This is a genomic window from Microbacterium flavum, from assembly GCF_018717645.1.
Classification (GTDB): domain Bacteria; phylum Actinomycetota; class Actinomycetes; order Actinomycetales; family Microbacteriaceae; genus Microbacterium; species Microbacterium flavum.
This window is the reverse complement of record NZ_JAFLHG010000007.1, coordinates 68,762-87,371: the sequence shown is the minus strand read 5'-3', so window position 1 is coordinate 87,371 and position 18,610 is coordinate 68,762. Positions and strand designations below refer to the sequence as shown.

At 72.7% G+C, this 18,610-nt stretch carries 12 protein-coding genes; 6 read left to right on the top strand and 6 right to left on the bottom strand.

Going from position 1 to position 18,610, the window contains the following annotated elements:
- Window positions 1–160 precede the first annotated feature (160 nt).
- The 4 genes from J0P97_RS08970 to J0P97_RS08955 are packed head-to-tail and all read right to left on the bottom strand — an operon-like array spanning window position 161 to window position 4,618.
- Complete coding sequence (locus J0P97_RS08970) at window positions 161–1,312, bottom strand: hypothetical protein (RefSeq protein ID WP_246540114.1); 1,152 nt, start codon at window positions 1,310–1,312, stop codon at window positions 161–163.
- Window positions 1,309–2,553 (bottom strand): sensor histidine kinase, encoded by a 1,245-nt coding sequence (locus tag J0P97_RS08965; RefSeq protein WP_246540112.1) that lies wholly within the window; start codon window positions 2,551–2,553, stop codon window positions 1,309–1,311. Before J0P97_RS08965 ends, J0P97_RS08970 begins: the two co-directional genes overlap by 4 nt.
- Complete coding sequence (locus J0P97_RS08960) at window positions 2,531–3,208, bottom strand: response regulator transcription factor (protein WP_215487444.1); 678 nt, start codon at window positions 3,206–3,208, stop codon at window positions 2,531–2,533. Before J0P97_RS08960 ends, J0P97_RS08965 begins: the two co-directional genes overlap by 23 nt.
- Window positions 3,209–3,217: 9 nt before the next feature.
- Entirely contained in the window at window positions 3,218–4,618 is a 1,401-nt protein-coding gene (locus J0P97_RS08955; protein WP_215487443.1) for a class I SAM-dependent RNA methyltransferase, read from the bottom strand.
- A gap of 38 nt (window positions 4,619–4,656) precedes the next feature.
- Here J0P97_RS08955 and J0P97_RS08950 point away from each other — a divergent pair, with 38 nt between their 5' ends.
- The 3 genes from J0P97_RS08950 (at window position 4,657) to J0P97_RS08940 (ending at window position 7,697) form a co-directional block, all read left to right on the top strand.
- Window positions 4,657–5,313, top strand: coding sequence for a Maf family protein (locus tag J0P97_RS08950; RefSeq protein ID WP_215487442.1), 657 nt, complete (start codon window positions 4,657–4,659; stop codon window positions 5,311–5,313).
- A gap of 78 nt (window positions 5,314–5,391) precedes the next feature.
- A complete protein-coding gene (locus J0P97_RS08945) occupies window positions 5,392–7,200 on the top strand; it encodes an acetyl/propionyl/methylcrotonyl-CoA carboxylase subunit alpha (RefSeq protein ID WP_215487441.1) in 1,809 nt (602 codons plus the stop codon).
- Window positions 7,201–7,220: 20 nt separating this feature from the next.
- Complete coding sequence (locus J0P97_RS08940) at window positions 7,221–7,697, top strand: hypothetical protein (RefSeq protein WP_246540111.1); 477 nt, start codon at window positions 7,221–7,223, stop codon at window positions 7,695–7,697.
- 243 nt (window positions 7,698–7,940) lie between these two features.
- Here J0P97_RS08940 and J0P97_RS08935 read toward each other — a convergent pair whose 3' ends face one another.
- Window positions 7,941–12,125: a DUF5979 domain-containing protein gene (locus J0P97_RS08935; RefSeq protein WP_215487440.1), complete on the bottom strand. Its 4,185-nt coding sequence runs from the start codon at window positions 12,123–12,125 to the stop codon at window positions 7,941–7,943.
- 222 nt (window positions 12,126–12,347) lie between these two features.
- Between J0P97_RS08935 and J0P97_RS08930 the strand changes: the two genes are divergently transcribed.
- Window positions 12,348–14,249: an RNA polymerase sigma factor gene (locus J0P97_RS08930; protein WP_215487439.1), complete on the top strand. Its 1,902-nt coding sequence runs from the start codon at window positions 12,348–12,350 to the stop codon at window positions 14,247–14,249.
- A 193-nt stretch (window positions 14,250–14,442) separates the two neighbouring features.
- Here the strand turns inward: J0P97_RS08930 and J0P97_RS08925 are convergent, their stop codons facing one another.
- A complete protein-coding gene (locus tag J0P97_RS08925; RefSeq protein ID WP_215487438.1) occupies window positions 14,443–15,894 on the bottom strand; it encodes an NAD(P)H-quinone dehydrogenase in 1,452 nt (483 codons plus the stop codon).
- A gap of 81 nt (window positions 15,895–15,975) precedes the next feature.
- Here J0P97_RS08925 and J0P97_RS08920 point away from each other — a divergent pair, with 81 nt between their 5' ends.
- Together J0P97_RS08920 and J0P97_RS08915 are read left to right on the top strand one after the other, a co-directional pair.
- Entirely contained in the window at window positions 15,976–16,806 is an 831-nt protein-coding gene (locus tag J0P97_RS08920; RefSeq protein WP_215487437.1) for a purine-nucleoside phosphorylase, read from the top strand.
- Window positions 16,803–18,515, top strand: a complete 1,713-nt coding sequence (locus J0P97_RS08915) for a phospho-sugar mutase (protein WP_215487436.1) — start codon at window positions 16,803–16,805, stop codon at window positions 18,513–18,515. Before J0P97_RS08920 ends, J0P97_RS08915 begins: the two co-directional genes overlap by 4 nt.
- The last annotated feature ends 95 nt before the right edge of the window (window positions 18,516–18,610 follow it).

Here is an 18,610-nt window from a genome sequence, read left to right as displayed (position 1 = left end):
TGAAGGAGCTGAAACGCTTCTGCGTTCGGTGCATGCGCCCGCCTCGCGTGGCGCGCCGCACCCTCGCGGGCTGGTTTTCGGGTAACCGGCTCGCACGGCGAGGGGCGGGCGGCTTCGCCGCCCCTCGCCTCCTCTTCCTCCGCGGGCCACGTCCCCGCCGTCACGCCTCGCGCGGCGCATCCTCCGCGATGTCCGTCTGCGGGAGGACCTGCCCATCGGCATGCTCCGCCGACTCCGCTGACTCCGGCGGCCGACGGACCTCGTGCCAGAGGTCGACCGTGTCCTCGCCGTCCGCGCCCTCGGACCTGCCCACGACCGTCACGGCGACGTCGGCGTGCGTCGAGCTCCGCACGAACAGCCGCTCGGACCGTGCCGACGCGAGAACGGCCGCGAGCTCCGCACGGAGCGTCTCGCGGGCCTCGGCGGCGACGGCATCCAGACCGCCCTCGTCGACGACCGAGACGACTGCACCGCGCCCGCGCGCCGCGGCGAGCGCCGCGCGGACGTCGTCATCGAGGAGCGCCGCGCCGCGCAGCTCGTCGCGCAGGGATGCCTCCGCGACGCGTGCGAGCGCGCGCTCCCGCCCATCGAGGTGACCGCCGACGGCGATCGTGTGGGCGAGGACCGGCCCCGCGACGGCGAGGGCCCGCTGGATCTGCGTGCGGCGCTCCCGGCGTGCGCCCTCCTGCGACGCGAGCCATTCGGAGGCCTCGCGCTGCGCATCCGTGAGCTGGGCGGCGTCGCGCGCCATGCGGTCGACGAGCCAGGACATGAGCTGGGCGACCCCGACCCAGAGGACGGCGCCGACGACGCCGAGCGCCATCGCCTGGCGCGGCCCGATCCACATCGACGCCGCGATGGCCGCGACGGCGACGCCGGCCCAGGCGGTCAGGGGACGACGGCGCACCATCACGACGGCCATGAGCGCGCCGACCGCCCCCAGCCCCCACGTCGCGAAGCTGTCGAGCCGTCCCGATGCGCCGGCCGCGTACCAGCTCGCGTTCGGGACGATCACCGCGCACGTCAGAGCGAGGACCGCCGCCCACAGGGGCAGGGGTCGACGCTCGCCGATGCGCGTCCGCACCGGGTCGGGGGCCGGAGCGCTCCGCGCGTCCCAGAAGATGCACACCCACGTCGTGGAGAGGTACATGACCACCGCCGCGACCTGCACGATCGGATGCTCGGGCGGGGTCGTCCACAGCAGCGCGCCGGCAGCGAGGTAGGCGGTGAAGGCGATCGCGAGCACCGACAGGGCGATCCGGAAGGGGCCTTCCGGCGCGCCCTCGCGCTCCCCCCGCGCCCGTTCGCTCATCGCGGCCGCTCCCACTCGAGGATGACGGTCGTCCCCTGCCTGCCGGTCGCGACCCGCGCGCGGCCTCCGACGGCGGCCATCCGGGCGACGATCGAGCCCCGGATGCCGAGGCGATCAGCCCCGACGGCGGCCGGTTCGAACCCCGCGCCCCGGTCGGCGATCCGCACGGCGACGGTCCGGCGGCCGGCCCGCACGTCGACCGCGAGGCCTCGTCCCCCCGCGTGCTGGATCGCGTTGGCGACAGCCTGCGTGGTGGCGAGCACGATCGCGCGGGCCACGCGGCCGGGGATCTCTCCGGCGTCCGCCTCGACGGCGACGGTGACGGGAACCCGACCCGCACCCGTCGCGGCGGCGTTCTCGACGGCGCGGGCCAGCGCCGTCGCGGCGACGGACTCGTCCGACCCCTCCCCGGCATCCAGCTCCGCGTTCGCGAGCCGCGTCAGAGCCTCACGCGCCATCGCGACGGCCAGCGCGTCCTCCCGCGGCGTCTCGGCCCGCTCGGCGGCGATGAGCGCGGCCAGCACGCTGTCGTGCATGAGCGCGGCCACGGCGACGCGCTCCGCCTCCGCCGCATCCGCCTCGGCGGCGGCGGCGTAGGAGCGGACGGCATCCCGTCGCGCGTCGTCGATCCCGACGGCGACCGAGCGCAGGATCCAGCCCAGGGCGACGATCACACCGCCGAGGATGAGGGCGAACGAGGAGTCGAGCACGACCTCGACGACCGAGGCGCGGTCGAGCCCCACCTGCCACAGTCGGCTGGCCGTGTAGAGCACCGGGATGAAGACGACCCAGCCGATCTGCACCGCGAGCGGGAAGGCCATCGCCGCGGCGGCCGTGGCGACGTTGAGGAGGTACCAGATCCACGGGTCGGAGGTGGCGGGAGAGGTCGATCCGGATGTCGCGGCCGGCCAGCACAGGAGCGCCGCGGCGATGGCCACCGCGCACACCCCGCTCGCGAGGCGCACGAGGACCCCCGAAGCGAGGGCGATGACCATGAGCCCGAGCGGGACGAACACGCCGATCAGCAGCGGGGCGTGCCAGTGGAGGGTCTCCTGCGTGGAACCGAGGGCGTTGAGGAACGACTGCGCGCCCAGGACGCCGCTGCCGAGCGCGACGACGAGGGAGAGGATCCGCTCGACACGTCGCTGGGTGAACCGCTCGGTCGCCGTCGAAAGCTCCGCCGGGACGCGGCGCGGGATCGCGGCGACGGGCGGCGACTCAGCGTGTCCCGGCGTCGTCACGCGCGTCCCGGCGTCGCTCGTCGACGAGGCCGTCCTCCATCGCCCGGCGCAGCAGGTCGACCTTCGTCGGGGCGGGCCGGCCCACCTCGACGTACTTCACCCGGATGCGCGTGATGTTCTCCTTGGCGGTCGAATAGGCGATGCCGAGGCGATCCGCCACGGCCTTCAACGGCAGGCCGGCCGCATACAGCCGCAGCACCTCGCGCTCGCGGTTGGCCAGCTGCGCGTCCGCGAAGGCGTGGTCTCCGTCCACAGCGCTCGCCCATTCCAGGTTCTCCAGGGGCTGCCCCTGCGCGATCGTCCGGATCGCCGCGATGACGTCGTCGGTGCGGGAGGCTTTGCTGATGACGCCCGCGGCTCCCGCGGAGAGCGCCTCCCGCACGGCGGCGGGGCGGTCCGCGACGCTGTGGATCAGCACGGGCGACCCGTCGGCGACGAGGGCGGTGACGTTCTCGGTGACGGTGGCGCCGTCGCCGAGCATCAGATCCAGGACGACGACGTCGGCCCGCGGCGCCTGTGTCGCCGCACGCCAGGCGAGGTAACCCCGCACGGTCGCTCCGGAGTAGACCACCTCGCCGACGCCGGCTCGGGCGCACGCGGCCTCGAGTCCGAGTCGGACGGACTCGTGGTCATCGATGAGCGCGACGCTGGACACGCTCCGAGCCTAGCGAGCGGGGGCGCCCGTCGCCTGGAGGACCGCGACCGTCTCGAGGTGGTGCGAGTGCGGGAAGAGGTCGAACGCGTCCAGTCGCACGGGATCGTAGCCGAGCTCGCGGAACGTGCCGAGGTCGCGGGCGAGGGCGACGGGGTCGCACGCCACGTAGACGACGGACGCCGGGGCGAGCTGCGCGATCGCCTCCACGACCGCGCGACCCGCGCCCGCGCGCGGCGGGTCCAGCAGCACGGCGCCGCGAGCGAGACGGGCCCGTTCGGCGGCGGAGCCGTCCTTCACAAGACGCGCCAGATAGCGGTCGGTCCGGTCGGTCTCGGCGCGGGCGCCCACCCACTCGGCGAGGTTGGCGCCCGCATGCTCGGTCGCGCGCGCATCCGCCTCGACGCTCGTCACGCGGGTGCCCGGTCCCCCCGCCTCGGCGATGGCGGCGGCGAAGAGGCCGACGCCTCCGTAGAGGTCCAGGTGGTGGGCCGACGGATCGACGCCTCCCGCCGTCTCGAGGGCGGACCGCACTGCGGCGGTGAGCGTGGATGCGGCGAGGCGGTGAACCTGCCAGAACCCCCCGGCATCCACCTCGAACTCCCGGCTCCCGACGCGTTCGATGATGACCTCTCGCGCGGTCGGGTCCGCCCGGAACGCAGGGGCGGCGCCCACCCGGCGCGCGGGGCGGCGACCGCCGCGACCGGGGCGTCCCTGCGGGGGACGCGCATCGGCGCCTCGTCCCGATCCGCCACGGGGCCGCTCAGGACGGACGATGACGCGGATGCCGCCCTCCGACGGCTCGACGAGGTCGACGCGGCCCGGCTCGAAGCCCTCGAGGCCACGGGCGACGTCCGCGATCGCGGCGGTGGCCAGGGGGAGATCGGGGGTCTCGATCACCCGATGGCTGCGAGCGGCGAAGGGCCCGATCCTGCCGGCCTCGTCCACGTGCAGGCTCACGCGCGTCCGCCAGCCGAGCCCGTCCGCGCGGTCGGTCTCGGCGCCGCCCGTGACACCGGTCTCCCCGGCAGCGCCCGCGGGGGACATCGTCGTCGCCGGGTCCGGGATGCCGGCGAAGCGGCGGAGCGCGTCATCGAGCACCTGCTGCTTCAGCACGCGCTGATGAGCGAGGCCGATGTGTCCGAAGTCGGCGCCGCCGGGGCGCGCCTCGGGCGGCACGGCGACATCCGCAGCGGCCCAGACGTGGGGGCGGCGGTGCGGGGAGGCATCCCGGACCTCGAGCGTGTCGGCGCGCCAAAACGCGGCCTTCGAGGTGTCGGTCAGCTCCACCGTCACGCGCTCGCCCGGGATCGCGCCCTCGACGAAGACGACCCGCCCGTCGTGCCGCGCCACGAAGACTCCTCCGTGCGCGACGTCGGTGATCTCGAGGTCGAGTCGTTCGCCATCCTGCATCCCCCGATGCTCCCACACCCGCCCGTACGCTGGAGCCCATGCGCGTCTGCCTCGCCTCCACCTCGCCCGCCCGCCTCATGCTCCTGCGGCAGGCGGGCATCGAGCCGCTCACCCGGTCGCCGCAGGTCGACGAGGAGGCGGTCATCGCGGCCGTCGAGGCCGCGGAGGAGCGCACCCTGGCCCCCGACGAGCACGTCCTGCTTCTCGCCCGACGGAAGGCGCAGGACGTCGCCGCGGCGCTCGCCGCGGAGTCCCCCGACTTCGACGGGATCGTGATCGGGGGCGATTCGATGTTCGAGCTGGGAGGTGAGATCCTCGGCAAGCCGCACCGGCCCGACGTCGCGATCGCCCGGTGGCGCGAGATGCGCGGCCGCACCGGCATCCTGCACTCGGGGCACAGCGTCTTCCGCCTCTCGCCGGGCGCCGCACCCCGAGAGGCGCACGCCGTCGCCGCGGCGTCCGTGTCCTTCTCCGCGGATGTGACGGATGCCGAGATCGACGCGTACGTCGCCACCGGCGAACCGCTGCAGGTCGCGGGCGCCTTCACCGTGGACAGCCTCGGCGGCGCCTTCATCGAGCGGGTCGACGGCGACCCCTCGACCGTCGTCGGGATGTCGCTCTCGACGCTGCGCCACCTGTGCCGCGAGCTCGGCATCACGTGGACCGACCTGTGGAGCACGCCCGCACCTTCGTAGGTCACCGCACACGTTCGCGGAGAGATCTTGTGCGAGTGATCCAAAATGAGCGGGGGCGTGCTGGGTAGGCTGGCATCCATGCCGCTTTCCGTGTCCGCGCCCGACGCGCGCCCGAACGCCCCTCGACCCATCACGAAGGTCCTGGTCGCGAATCGCGGCGAGATCGCCGTCCGCGTGATCCGGGCCGCACGCGACGCCGGCAAAGGATCCGTCGCCGTCTACGCCGATCAGGACCGCGACGCGATGCACGCGAAGCTCGCCGACGAAGCGTACGCCCTCGGCGGCACGACCAGCGTCGAGACCTACCTGTCGATCGAGAAGATCCTCTCCGTCGCGCGCCGCTCCGGCGCCGACGCCGTGCACCCCGGCTACGGCTTCCTCGCCGAGAACGCCGACTTCGCGCGTGCGGTGATCGACGCCGGTCTCATCTGGATCGGTCCCGCTCCCGACGCGATCGAGGCTCTCGGCGACAAGGTCACCGCCCGCGCCGTCGCCGAGAAGGTCGGCGCCCCGCTCGCCCCCGGCACGCCCGGACCGGTCTCGGGCGCGGACGAGGTCATCGCGTTCGCCGAAGAGGTCGGCCTGCCCATCGCGATCAAGGCGGCCTACGGCGGCGGAGGCCGCGGCCTGAAGGTCGCGCGCGAGCTCGACGAGGTGGCCGAGCTCTTCGAGTCGGCGACGCGCGAGGCGATCACCGCTTTCGGCCGCGGCGAGTGCTTCGTCGAGAAGTACCTGGACAAGCCGCGTCACGTGGAGACCCAGTGCCTGGCGGATGCCGCAGGCACCGTCGTCGTCGTCTCGACCCGCGACTGCTCGTTGCAGCGTCGTCACCAGAAGCTCGTCGAGGAGGCGCCCGCGCCCTTCCTCAGCGAGGAGCAGAACCGCATCCTCTACGAGTCGTCCAAGGCGATCCTCCGCGAGGTCGGCTACGTCGGGGCGGGGACGTGCGAGTTCCTCATCGGCGCCGACGGCACCATCTCCTTCCTCGAGGTGAACACGCGCCTCCAGGTCGAGCACCCCGTCTCCGAGGAGGTCACGGGGCTCGACCTCGTCCGCGAGCAGTTCCGTCTTGCCGAAGGCGGCACGCTCGAAGACCGCGACCCCGAGCCCGTGGGCCACTCGATCGAGTTCCGCATCAACGGCGAGGACCCGGGGCGGAACTTCCTCCCCCAGCCCGGTCGGATCCATCAGTTCAAGACGTTCGGCGGCCCCGGCATCCGTCTCGACTCGGGTGTCACCGCGGGCGACAGCGTCTCGGGCGCCTTCGACTCGCTCCTGGGCAAGCTCATCGTCACCGGCCGCGACCGCGCCGAGGCGCTCGAGCGTGCCCGCCGCGCGCTCGACGAGTTCGAAGTCGCCGGCATGCCCACGGTGCTCCCGTTCCACCGCAAGGTCGTGCGCGACCCGGCCTTCACCGCCGAGGACGGTCATTTCGGCGTCTTCACGCGCTGGATCGAGACCGACTTCGAAGGCGGCATCCCGCCGTGGGACGGCGAGCTCGAATCGCCCGAGGCATCCGAGCCGCGCCACACGGTCGTCGTCGAGGTCTCCGGCAAGCGCCTCGAGGTGAGCCTGCCCGACCGCGTCGCGGTCGCCCCCGTCAAGATCGGCCGGCCGGCGGCGGCGCCGCCGTCGCGACGGTCGCACGCGACGACCGTCAACGCGGGCGCGTCGGGCGACGCTGTGAAGGCTCCGATGCAGGCGACGATCGTGAAGGTCGCCGTCGAAGAGGGCCAGCAGGTCGTCAAGGGCGACCTCGTGGTCGTCCTCGAGGCGATGAAGATGGAGCAGCCCCTGCAGGCCCATAAGGACGGGGTCATCGGGGCCATCGACGCGGCCCCCGGCACCACCGTGTCGGCGGGGCACCAGCTGCTCACGATCTCCTGAGCGGGGCGTAGCCTGGGACGGTGCTTCGCCGCCCCGCTGCGCTCCTCGCGCCCCTTCTCCTCGTCGGACTGCTGAGCGGCTGCGCATCCCTGTCGCAGCCGACGGAGGACGACCGCGCTGCGTGGGAGACCTGGTACCGCGCGGGGATGGATGCCGGGGACGGCAGCGCCGTCGGGGGCCGGTTCGCGAACGCCGCAGCCGGCGAGGCATCCGACGCCTCCGGCTCCGCGGCCGACCGGGCGCAGGTCGACCTCGACTCCGCCCGGACCTTCCGTTCGGTGGAGCTGCGGTGCATCGGCAGCGACCGGGCCTCGTTCACCCTCACCTACACCGGCTCCGCGGGGAGCACCTCCACGACGCAGGAGCTCGTCTGCCACGACGGCGCCGCCCTCACCCCCATCGCCGTCCCGACCGCGCTGCAGAGCCTCACGTCGTTCGCCGCGACCGCGACCTCGCCCGACGGCGAGGGCTTCTGGACCGCGACCCTCCAGCCCTGACCCGCTCGCCGCGCCGCCGTCTCGCCGCGCCGCCGTCTCGCCGCGCCGCCGTCTCGCCGCGCCGCGCTGGCAGCACGTCCGCTCGCCCGGACCGCTCCGGCGAGTGTCCAGGACACGCGGGCTCGAGGGGTGGCGCATCCGCGTGTTCTGGACGCTCGGCATCCGCTGCCCGCGCCGCGGGCGGGATGCCGAAGGAGGCGGCGTCGGGGTGACACCGCCTCCTCGGGCTCCCGGAGGAAGGCGTTACGCGCGCGCGCGTCGCTTCAGCAGCAGCAGCACGGCTCCGGCGAGGATCACGAGCGCGGCGCCTCCGCCCACGAGGCCGACCGTCAGGCCGTCGCCACCGGTGGCGGGCAGCGCCGGGCCCACCGCGAGCTCGTTGTGCAGCGACAGCTCGGCACGCGCACCCGGTGCGCCGGTCACGGCCACGGTCGCCAGGGCGCTGCCGGCCTCTGTGGAGACGGACACGTCATCGCCCGAGGCCGACCATGTCGCCCCGACCCAGCGCACCCGGTCGGGCAGCGTCGCGGACTTCTCCTCGACGCGGATCTCCGTGCCCAGGGGCAGATCGGCGATCTCCACCGGAACACCGACCGTGAGGCGAGCCTCGCGGGTCTGCTGCTCGCCCCGCAGATCCGTCCAGCTGATCGTCACGGGGAACTCCGTTCCGGATGCCACGGTCGCGCCCGTCACGGATTTCGTGATCGCGACGCTGCCGAGCGAGGGCACCGCCGTGTTCACGAGCGAGACCTCGGCGGTGTCCGCGGCGCCGATCGTCACCACGGCCGTCCCGTCCCCGGCGGCGACCACGCGGGTGCCGCTCCACTCCGGGGCATCCCACGTGAACTGCGCCGTGTCGTCGAGCGGCGCCTCCGTCAGCGTCACCTCGGTGCCGTGCGGAAGCGTCTCGGGGAAGACCACCGCAGTCCCGTCGGTCGGGACCGACAGCTCGCGGGACACCCGCGACTCCCCCTCGTTCCACGTGGCGACGACAGTGACCTCATCGGGGACGCCCGGGTGGTCGCCGCGGACGCCGACGATGCTCTTGGCCACCGCGAAGGTGCCGGGAGCCCACGTCGCCTCGTTCACGACGGTCACGAGGGTCACATCGCTCTGCTGCGCGGATACGGGTACCGTCGCCGATCCGTCACCGCGGTCGTCGACACCCTGACCGGAAATGGCGATCGAGCCCCAGACGACGGTGTCGAACGCGGGCCGCGTGCCCTCGGTGAGGGTCACGATCGTGCCGGCGGGCAGGTCCACGCCCAGCGGCGTCGGCTCGACCGCCGAGATCGTCAGCTCGCGCGAATGCGTGCCGCCCTCGCCGTCGGTCCACGACGCGGTGACCGGGAAGGTGGTCGATGGATCGACCTCGCCCGCCGCTTCACCCGAGAGGCCCTTGATGATGCTGATGCCTGCGGTCGAGGTCGCCGCGTGGTTCTCCAGCGCGACGGAGGCATCGGCATCCCGGCCGATCGTCACGACGGCGCTCTGGCCGTCGATCGCGACGCCGGAGCCCGACCAGGCCGGTGCGCCCCAGGCGATGCTCGACCCGTCGACCAGCGGTGTCTCGGTCAGCGTGACCTTCGTCCCGATGAGGAGGTTCTCCCCCAGCGGCACGGGAGTGCCGTCGGTCGGCACGGTGAGGGTCGTGCTGCCGGGCGTGCCCTCCTGCGTCCACGAGGCCGTCACGGTGACGTTCTCGGGAACCGCGGGGTTGCTCGCCTGCGCGCCGGTGACGGACTTCACGACCGAGAAGGTGCCGACCGTCCGTTCGACGCTGTTGCGCACGGTGATCGCGGCCGGAGCGGCGGTGTGGTCCGCGGTAATGACGACGCTCGCCGGTGTGATCTCCGGCTCGCCCCAGGTGAAGGAGTCATCATCCGTCGGACGCACCTCGCTGAGGTTCACGGTGGCGCCGATCGGGAGGTTCTCGAGGAGGACGGGCTCTCCCGCGGTGAGCTCGAGAACCCGGTCCGGCTGCGCAGGGAAGCCCGCGCCGAGGGCGCTGACGTCGATGCCCGCGGTGACCCGGTAGGTGCGGTCGGTATCGACGCGGTCCGCTGCGCCGCCCGCGAGCTCCTTCACGACGGATGCCGATCCGAGCACGGCCTCGTTGGTGAGGCGGATGCCGACGTTCGTCCCCGGGTCGACCGAGGCGACCGCGACGGTGCCGTCTTCGCTGACCGTGACTCCCGGTCCGCTCGCGAACACCGGGTTCCCGAAGACCACACCCGGAACGGGCGGGAAGCTCGGCTCCGAGAGCTCCACCGTCCAGCCGGTGCCGCGCGCATTCAGACCCTTCGCGGGGTCGCCGCCGAGCGGGACCTGCAGGTCGTACTCATTGCGGACCGTGCCGGTCGGATCGATCTCCTTGACGTGCACCGTGAACGCCGTCCCCGCGGGCACGAACTGCGCACCTACGGTGTCGGCGAGGGCCTTGTGGACCGACACCGAGCCGCGCGTCACGCCCTGTCCGGTTCCGCTGCCGCTGTTGTTCTGGGTGACGCTCGTCGAGAACGAGACGCCGTCGCCGACGATCGCGTTCGAGTAGCTCGTCCCCGGCGCATCCATCCCGCCGCTGGTCGTGCAGGTGGTGTAGGTCAGGACGTACTGGTATTCGCGGCTGAAGCCGTCGCTGGTCCCGGTCGGGATCGGCAGATCGGTCGCGGCGATGTCGAAGGTGAGGGTGTCGCCGTCGACGGACGCTGTCGTCGACCCGGTCAGGTCCACGGTGCTGAGCCCGCCGTTCTGGATCTGATCCCGGGCCTCGACCCGCAGGTTCAGACGGGCCGCGAGACCCGCCGAGGGATCGCCGGTCGCGCAGACGGTGTGCCCCGCCGACAGGGTGTCGGTCAGCGTGAGGACGTCCTCGATGCTCTCGATCGTCTGGCCGGGGATCACGACGCCCCAGTCGAGGGTCGTCTGCGGCATGTGCGACACACCGTCGATCGTCGTCGTCGCCGTGTTGATCCGACCGCTCTTGCCCTGATTGCGGTCCGGGACGGCTGCGTCGTCCGTGGCCACCACGCCGTTCACATCCACCGTGTTGGCGAACGTCGTGCCGCCCGCGGGGAGCTCGGTGGAGGTGACGCACGTCGTATAGGTGACGACGTAGCGATAGTCGGATGCCTGGAAGGCGAGGCTCTCGTCCGCGATGTCGAAACGGATCTGGAAGGCCTGGTCGCTGGAGGCGACCGTCGTCGCGGAGAGGCGATCGGTGATGTCCTGCTGCAGCTGGTTGCTCGGCCCGTAGCGTTCGGTCACCTGGATGCCGCTGATGGTGTCGGCGCACAGCTCATGGCCGGCTCCGAGCGTGTCGGTGAACGTGAAGCCGTCCGTGCCGACGAGCTGGTCACCGGGGATGACGACCGTCCACGAGATCTTGCCGTTGCGCTCAGACCCCCCGAGCACGCTGCCGGACTTGCCCAGCGTCGTCTGCCACGGACGGTTGGCGACCTCGCCGACACCGTGCCCCGACTCGCCCCAGCCCTCGACCTGCGCCGAGTTGTCGTACGTCGTGCCCTCGGGGTCGATGCGACCGTCCGGCGTGCAGGTCTGGTAGGTGATGCGGTAGGTGACGTTCGCGTCGAACGGACCCGCAAGGGTGATGTCGAAGCTGGTGTCGCCGGCGGCGCCCTCGAGCGCGGCAGTGCCGGTCACGTCGACGACGGTGCTTCCGCGCACCGTCTTCACGGAGAACCCGGCGTCGCTGCACAGGACGTGGCCTGCGCCCAGAGTGTCCGTGATGTGCGCGGTGTCGCCGCCCGCGGCCACCAGGTTCGCGCCGGGGACATCGAGCGTCCAGGTCATGGACCAGTTGTTCTGGTTCATCACGCCGGACTTGGCGACCTCGCCGGGCAGCTCGATGCCGTCGTCGATGCCGCCGCCGCCGGGCAGCGGCACCGTGACGGGGCGTCCGTTGAGGACGAAAGTGACGTCCTCCGCGGTCGTCGCCTGGACCGCATCGACCTCGAACTGCCAGGTCCCCTTGACGTTCTCGGGCGCGGCGGCGACGGCCTCGGTGAGCGTGCAGGTCGCGGTGCCGGTGGTCGGATCGGTGAGGCAGTTCCCCCAGACGACGGGGTCGCCGTTGTCATCGACGCCCAGAAGCGGGAACGGGATGCTCTCCGGGAATGCGAACTCTGCAGGCAGGCCGATCGTGAACGTGTCGCCCGCCTGCGGCATCGCGTCGGTGGCATCCCACTCCCCCGAGACCGTGAGGCGGTCGCCCACCGTGGCCTGCGTGTCGGCGGGCGTGATCGTCACGTTCTCGACGAGGATGTCGCCGTTCGGCGCAGCCAGAGCGGCGGAGGGGACCGCGACGACCGCAGTCAGGGCGATTCCCACCACAGCGGCGACGGCAGCCACGCGCCGGAGGATGCCCGCGCGCGGGCGCGCGGGGGCGCGGCGAATCTCAGGGGACATGTGTTCTCTCTTCAGCGTCGATGTCGGATGGCAGCCGTTCGGGAGGGCTACTCATCGTGATGAGAGAGAATGGGACGCGGAATATGACGCGGCTTTCGAGAATTCGCCGCAGAAAATCTTTGTGCACGCCTTTCTTCCGTTCGCGCGTCACTTCTCGTGTCGGCTCGACTCTCTCAAGGGGGTGTTGTGTGCCGTGCGGGCGGCGGACATCCCTGTCATGGGATGGATGTGCGAACAGGGGGGCGGGAGCCGATGGCGGGTGAGGCGGAGCGCGAGGCCGGCGGGATCCGGGCTCCGAGCGACGAGGAGCTGATCGAGCGCGTGCGCGCGGGCGATCTCAGCGCCTACGAGCACCTCTGGTCGGCGAACGTGCGCGCAGCGCAGCGGCTGGCATATCGATACGACCCCGCGCACGCGGAGGATCTGGTCTCCGAGGCGTTCCTCGCCGTGTACGAGCAGATCGCCGTCGTCGGCAAAGGCCCGCGATCGGCCTTCCGCGCCTATCTGTTCACCGTGATCCGCAACTCCGCCATCAAGCGGAGGCGCGAAGGAGACCTCGTCTTCTCCGATCCCGAGCTCGACACGGTGGACACCGCGGACGGCATGACGCTCGTGACCGAGACTGAGGATGCCGCCTACCTCCTGTCGGCGTTCACCGCCCTTCCCCCGCGCTGGCAGCGCGTGCTGTGGATGAGCGAGATCGAGAACGCCCCGCGGGGCGTGATCGCGCAGTCGCTCGGCATCCGCCCCAACGCCGTCTCCGCTCTCCTGCGTCGCGCTCGCACCGGGCTGCGGCGTGAGTGGCTGGCGGGCCAGGTGCCCGCCGAGCTCCGAGATGATCCGGCGCACGCCGCGCGCTTCCTGGTGGGCTACGTCACGGGGGCGACGATCGATGCCCCGCGCCGAGCCGTCCGGGCGCACCTGGACGCGTGCGATACGTGCCGGGACCTCCACCGCGATCTCCTGGGCGACTACCGGCGGATGCGCAACGTCACCCTTGCGGCGGCCGGGTTCGCCGCCCTCGCCATCACCCTCCCCGCGAACTCCCCCGTTCCGGCGGCGGCCGCGGGCGCATCGGCCGTCACCCTCTTCGGGGCGACCGCCTCCGGTGGAGCCGTCGGGATCGGCGCGATCGTCGTCGGCGGCGGCCTCGTCACGGCTCTGATCGGCGGCATCACGATGCCCGCCGCGGTCGACCCGGCCACCGCCGACGACCACGTGGTTCAGGCCCCGGCTCCGGAGGCATCGGAGTCGACCCCGCCGTCACCGGCGCCGACATCCGCGCCGACCGCGGCCCCGTCGCCGGAGCCCGACGCCGCCCCCATCGAGACGGAGCAGCCCGAACCCCTCATCCCGGGCCGGGGCAACACCTCGTCGGAGATCCCCACCCTCGATGCCGACTACTCGTTCGAGACGCTGGTGACACCGCGTCCGCAGCCCCCTGCGCGCGATCCCGTGACTCCCGCCCCGGGCGGCGAGGTGCCCGGGGCGGCGGGGACGGATGGCACGGAGGCTTCGGTCGCCCTCACGTCCGAGCCTCCCGCGACGACGTACCTCACCCCGGCGCTGACGGGCACGTCGTCGGATGCCGCGGCCGTCTTCGTCGCGCTCGGCGACGACGTCTACGACGCCGACCTCGTCGCCGCGACGGGCGAATGGCATTTCGACGCCGCCGGAGTGAGCCTGGCGGCCGCGTCGTACGACTACCGCATCTGGGCCGAGGACGCCTCCGGCGCCCGCAGCGCGCCCGTCACCGGGTCGTTCGTCATCGCGGAGCCCGAGGTCGTCGGCTTCGAGGACACGGCCGATCTGCAGATCTCTGAGGCATCCACCACCGGGATCGTGTTCACCGCGCGTGGCGTACCCGGCGGCGTGCTGTGCGTCGACAGCGACTCCGGTCAGCGCGCCGAACTGAGCCTGGATGAGACCGGGACGGTCAGCCGGCGCATCCGTTTCCTCGCCGGCGGCTTCTACACGGTGTCGTTCCGGATGTGCGCCGACGACCGCTGGGGGCCGGTGGCCGACCGCTCGCTGTTCGTCGACGATCCTTCGGTGATCTTCTCGCCCTTCGACCTCCGCGACCCGGCCATCGAGTTCAGCGACCCCGCCGAGACGTCCGGCTAGCCCCCGCCCGTCCGCCCGGCGGCCCGTCCGTCCGTCCGCCCCGCCGCCCGTCGGCCCGTCCGCCCGTCGAGTGTCCAAGACACGCGGTCAGGCATCCCCCTCCCTCCGCGTTTCCTGGACACTCGGCGGGGCGGGGCGGGGCGGGGCGCGGCGGCGGGCCGGAGCGGCGGAGCGGGCGCGGGCCGGCGCGGGGTCAGTCGAGGGCGTCGTCGTCGCGGTTGACCTGGTGCATCGCGCGGGTGGCGTCGGTGATCGAGGCCGTCAGCGAGGGGAACACCGCGAACACGCGCGAGACCTGGTCGACGGTGAGGCGCCGCTCCACCGCGATCGCAATGGGGTAGATCAGCTCGGAGGCGCGCGGGGCGACGATCACACCGCCGATGACGGTTCCCGACCCCTCGCGCGCGACGATCTTCACGAAACCGTCACTGATCCCCATCATCTTGGCGCGCGCGTTGGCCGCGAGCGGCAGCTTGTGCACGTATCCGTTGATGGCCCCCGTCTCGAGGTCCCTCTCCTGCCGCCCCACCGTCGCGATCTCCGGCGCGGTGAAGATGTTCGCGGTGATGCGGCGGCGCTCGAGCGGGATCACCGTGTCGCCGAGCGCGTGGAAGACCGCTGTCCGCCCCTGCATGGAGGCGACGGATGCCAGCGGCACGAACGTCGTGCAGTCGCCGGCGGCGTAGATGTTCGGCACCGAGGTGCGGGCGACGCGGTTCACGCGGATGTGGCCCGAGCCGGTCAGCTCGACGCCCACGTCCTCCAGGCCGATCCCAGCCGTGTTCGGGATCGAGCCGACGGCCATGAGGCAGTGGCTCCCCTCCACGGTGCGTCCGTCCGACAGGGTCACGAGGACCCCGTCGCCGACCCGCTCGACCCGCTCGGCGCGCGAACGGGAGAGCACCGTCATCCCCCCGCGGCGGAACACCTTCTCGAGCACGGCGGCGGCGTCGCGATCCTCGCCCGGCAGGACGTGCTCACGCGAGGAGATGAGCGTCACCTTCGCGCCCAGGTTCATGTAGGCCGAGGCGAACTCCGCCCCGGTGACGCCCGATCCCACCACGATGAGGTGCTCGGGCAGCGCCTTCATGTCGTACAGCTGCGTCCAGGTGAGGATCCGCTCCCCGTCGGGCTGGGCACTCGGCAGCTCGCGGGGCGCCGCACCCACCGCCACGACGAGGGTGTGCGCTTCGACGCGGTCGAAGTCGGTCCCGCCGGGACCGGTCGCGACGACGATCGAGTGGTGGTCGTCGAGGCGCCCGTGACCCGAGATGATGCGCACCCCGGCATCCACCAGCTGACCGCGCATGTCGTCGGACTGCTGCCGCGCGAGCGAGAGCAGGCGCTTGTTGACGGCCGCGAGGTTGATCGCGACCTGGGGCTTCAGCGCCCGGCCGCTCTCGCCTTTGGCGAAGAACTCCACGCCCAGATCGGATGCCTCGGAGATCGCGACAGCGGCGTCCGCCGTCGCGATCAGACTCTTCGAGGGCACGACGTCGGTGATGACGGCGGCGCCGCCGACGCCGGCGCGCTCGACGAGGGTCACCTCCGCGCCCAGCTGCGCGGCGGCGAGCGCGGCCTCGTAGCCGCCGGGGCCGCCGCCGAGGACGGCGACCGACTGGGAATGGACGAAGCTCGCGGACATCCCCCCATTCTCCCAGGCTCCCGGCCGACCTCCGGACGCCCGGTGTTTCCTCCGGGCGCCGGGTGTTTCTAGAGTGGGGTCATGTCCTCGTACAGCAACCCCCTCGACGATCCCGCCGCCGACCCGTTCGAGGTCGCCGCCCGAGCGGCATCCGACATCGCGCGTCTCACGGGCGTGCCCCAGCACGACATCGCACTCACCCTCGGCAGCGGCTGGGGCAAGGCCGCGGACCTGCTCGGCGAGACGACCACGACGATCCCCGCGACCGAGGTGACGGGGTTCTCCCGCCCGGCGCTGGCCGGACACGTCGGCTCGCTGCGGTCGATCCTCACCCCGGGCGGCACGCGCGTGCTCGTCATCGGGGCTCGCACCCACTACTACGAGGGCCACGGGGTCCGCCGCGTCGTGCACAGCGTGCGGACCGCCGCAGCGACGGGCGCGAAGACGATGGTGCTCACCAATGGCGCCGGCGGCATCAAGGAGACCTGGACGCCGGGGACCCCCGTCCTCATCAGCGACCACATCAACCTCACGGCCGACTCGCCGCTCGAAGGCGCGACCTTCATCGACCTCACCGACCTGTATTCATCGCGCCTGCGGGACCTCGCACGCACGATCGACCCGTCGCTCGACGAGGGCGTGTACTGCCAGTTCCGCGGCCCCCACTACGAGACGCCGGCCGAGGTGCAGATGGCGAAGACGATCGGCGGCCACATCGTGGGCATGTCGACCGCGCTCGAGGCGATCGCCGCTCGCGAGGCCGGCATGGAGGTCCTCGGGTTCTCCCTCATCACGAACCTCGCCGCCGGCATTCAGACGACCCCGCTCAGCCATCAGGAGGTCCTCGAGGCGGGCCAGGCCGCGGAACCCGTCATCTCCGACCTTCTCGCCCGCGTGATCGGCACGCTGTGAGCACATCTGCATCGCCCCTGGAAGCCGCCCGCGCCTGGCTCGCCCAGGATCCCGACGAGGACACCCGGGCCGAGCTCGCCCCGCTCATCGACGCCGCCGAGAGCGGGGACGCCGCGGCGTCCGCTGAGCTCGAGGACCGGTTCGGGGTGCGGCTGGAGTTCGGGACCGCCGGACTTCGCGGGCGCCTCGGTGCCGGCAGCAATCGCATGAACCGCGTGCTCGTCTCGCAGGCGGCGGCCGGCTTCGCCGCGTACCTGCGCGAGAAGGCGGCCGAGGGCTCGCGCCCGACCGTCGTCATCGGGTACGACGGGCGGCGCAACTCGGACGTGTTCGCCGCCGACTCCGCAGCGATCTTCGCGGGGGCGGGGCTGCGCGCCGTGATCCTGCCGCGCCTCCTCCCGACTCCCGTGCTGGCCTTCGCCGTGCGGCATCTGGACGCCGCGGCAGGGGTCATGGTCACCGCCTCGCACAATCCGCCGGACGACAACGGGTACAAGGTGTACCTCGGCGGCGACGACCACGGTTCGCAGATCGTCGCCCCCGCCGATGCGGAGATCGCCGCGCACATCGAGCGCGTCGCGGAGACGACGACCGTCGCGGACATTCCGCGCGGGGAATACGAGGTCGCCGACGAGTCGGTCGTCCGGGCGTACGTCGCCGCGACGGCGACCGTCGCCCCGGCCCCCGCCGGCGCCGCGGGCATGAACTGGGTCTACACCGCCATGCACGGCGTCGGGTACGAGACGCTCAGCGCCATCCTGCAGCTGGCCGGGTATCCGCTTCCCGTCGTCGTCGAGGAGCAGATCGAGCCCGACGGCCGCTTCCCGACCGTCGCGTTCCCCAACCCGGAGGAGCCGGGCGCGATGGACCTCTCCTTCGCGACCGCACGGGCGGCCGGGGCGGAGTTCGTCCTCGCCAACGACCCCGACGCCGACCGCCTCGCCGTGGCGATCCCCGACGACAGCGCCGACGGCGGATGGCGCCGCCTCACCGGCAACGAGACGGGGCTCCTCCTCGGCTGGCGCGCCGCCGAGCGCGCGGCCGCGGCGGGTGCCGCGGCGTCTGATCCCGCGGACGGGTCGGCGAGGGCATCCCTCGCCTGCTCGCTCGTGTCGTCCCCCGGCCTGGAGGCCGTGGCCGCTCACTACGGACTGGACTTCCATGCGACCCTGACGGGCTTCAAGTGGATCTCGCGAGCCCCGGGGATCGTCTTCGGATTCGAGGAGGCGCTCGGCTACCTCGTGAACCCCGAGACGGTGCGCGACAAGGACGGGATCTCCGCCGCGGTCGCGATCCTCGGAATGATCGCCGAGGCGCGGGAGGAGGGACGCACACTCGCTGACGTGCTCGACGGGTTCGCCGCGACATTCGGCTTCTTCCAGTCCGGCCAGGTGTCGCTGCGCGTCGCCGACACCGCCATCATCGGCCGCATCATGTCGGCCCTGCGCGACTCCCCGCCCGCGGAGATCGGCGGGGTCGTCGTCGACCGGATCGAGGACCTGCTGACGGGCGTGGACGGCTACCCCCCGGGGGACGTCCTGCGGCTCTGGCTGGCGGACGGCTCGCGCGTGATCGTCCGCCCGAGCGGGACCGAGCCCAAGTTGAAGGCGTACCTCGACGTGCGCGGGACCTCGGCCGAGGATGCCGCGGCGCGGCTCGCCACGCTCGATTCCGGCGCCCGCGCCCTGATCGCCGCGGCCCAGGCCTGACCTCGCCCGGTCACGGGTCACACCCGTACCGTTTGCAGGATGGATGCCGCGGCGCGGCAGCCACCGTCCGCGCGCCGGCGCGCGGACGGCGCCGG

Coding starts and splice junctions, on each gene's coding strand:
- J0P97_RS08970 (WP_246540114.1), bottom strand. CDS start 1,312: ATGAGCGAACGGGCGCGGGGGGAGCGCGAGGGCGCGCCGGAAGGCCCC.
- J0P97_RS08955 (WP_215487443.1), bottom strand. CDS start 4,618: ATGCAGGATGGCGAACGACTCGACCTCGAGATCACCGACGTCGCGCAC.
- J0P97_RS08950 (WP_215487442.1), top strand. CDS start 4,657: ATGCGCGTCTGCCTCGCCTCCACCTCGCCCGCCCGCCTCATGCTCCTG.
- J0P97_RS08945 (WP_215487441.1), top strand. CDS start 5,392: ATGCCGCTTTCCGTGTCCGCGCCCGACGCGCGCCCGAACGCCCCTCGA.
- J0P97_RS08935 (WP_215487440.1), bottom strand. CDS start 12,125: ATGTCCCCTGAGATTCGCCGCGCCCCCGCGCGCCCGCGCGCGGGCATC.
- J0P97_RS08930 (WP_215487439.1), top strand. CDS start 12,348: ATGGATGTGCGAACAGGGGGGCGGGAGCCGATGGCGGGTGAGGCGGAG.
- J0P97_RS08925 (WP_215487438.1), bottom strand. CDS start 15,894: ATGTCCGCGAGCTTCGTCCATTCCCAGTCGGTCGCCGTCCTCGGCGGC.
- J0P97_RS08920 (WP_215487437.1), top strand. CDS start 15,976: ATGTCCTCGTACAGCAACCCCCTCGACGATCCCGCCGCCGACCCGTTC.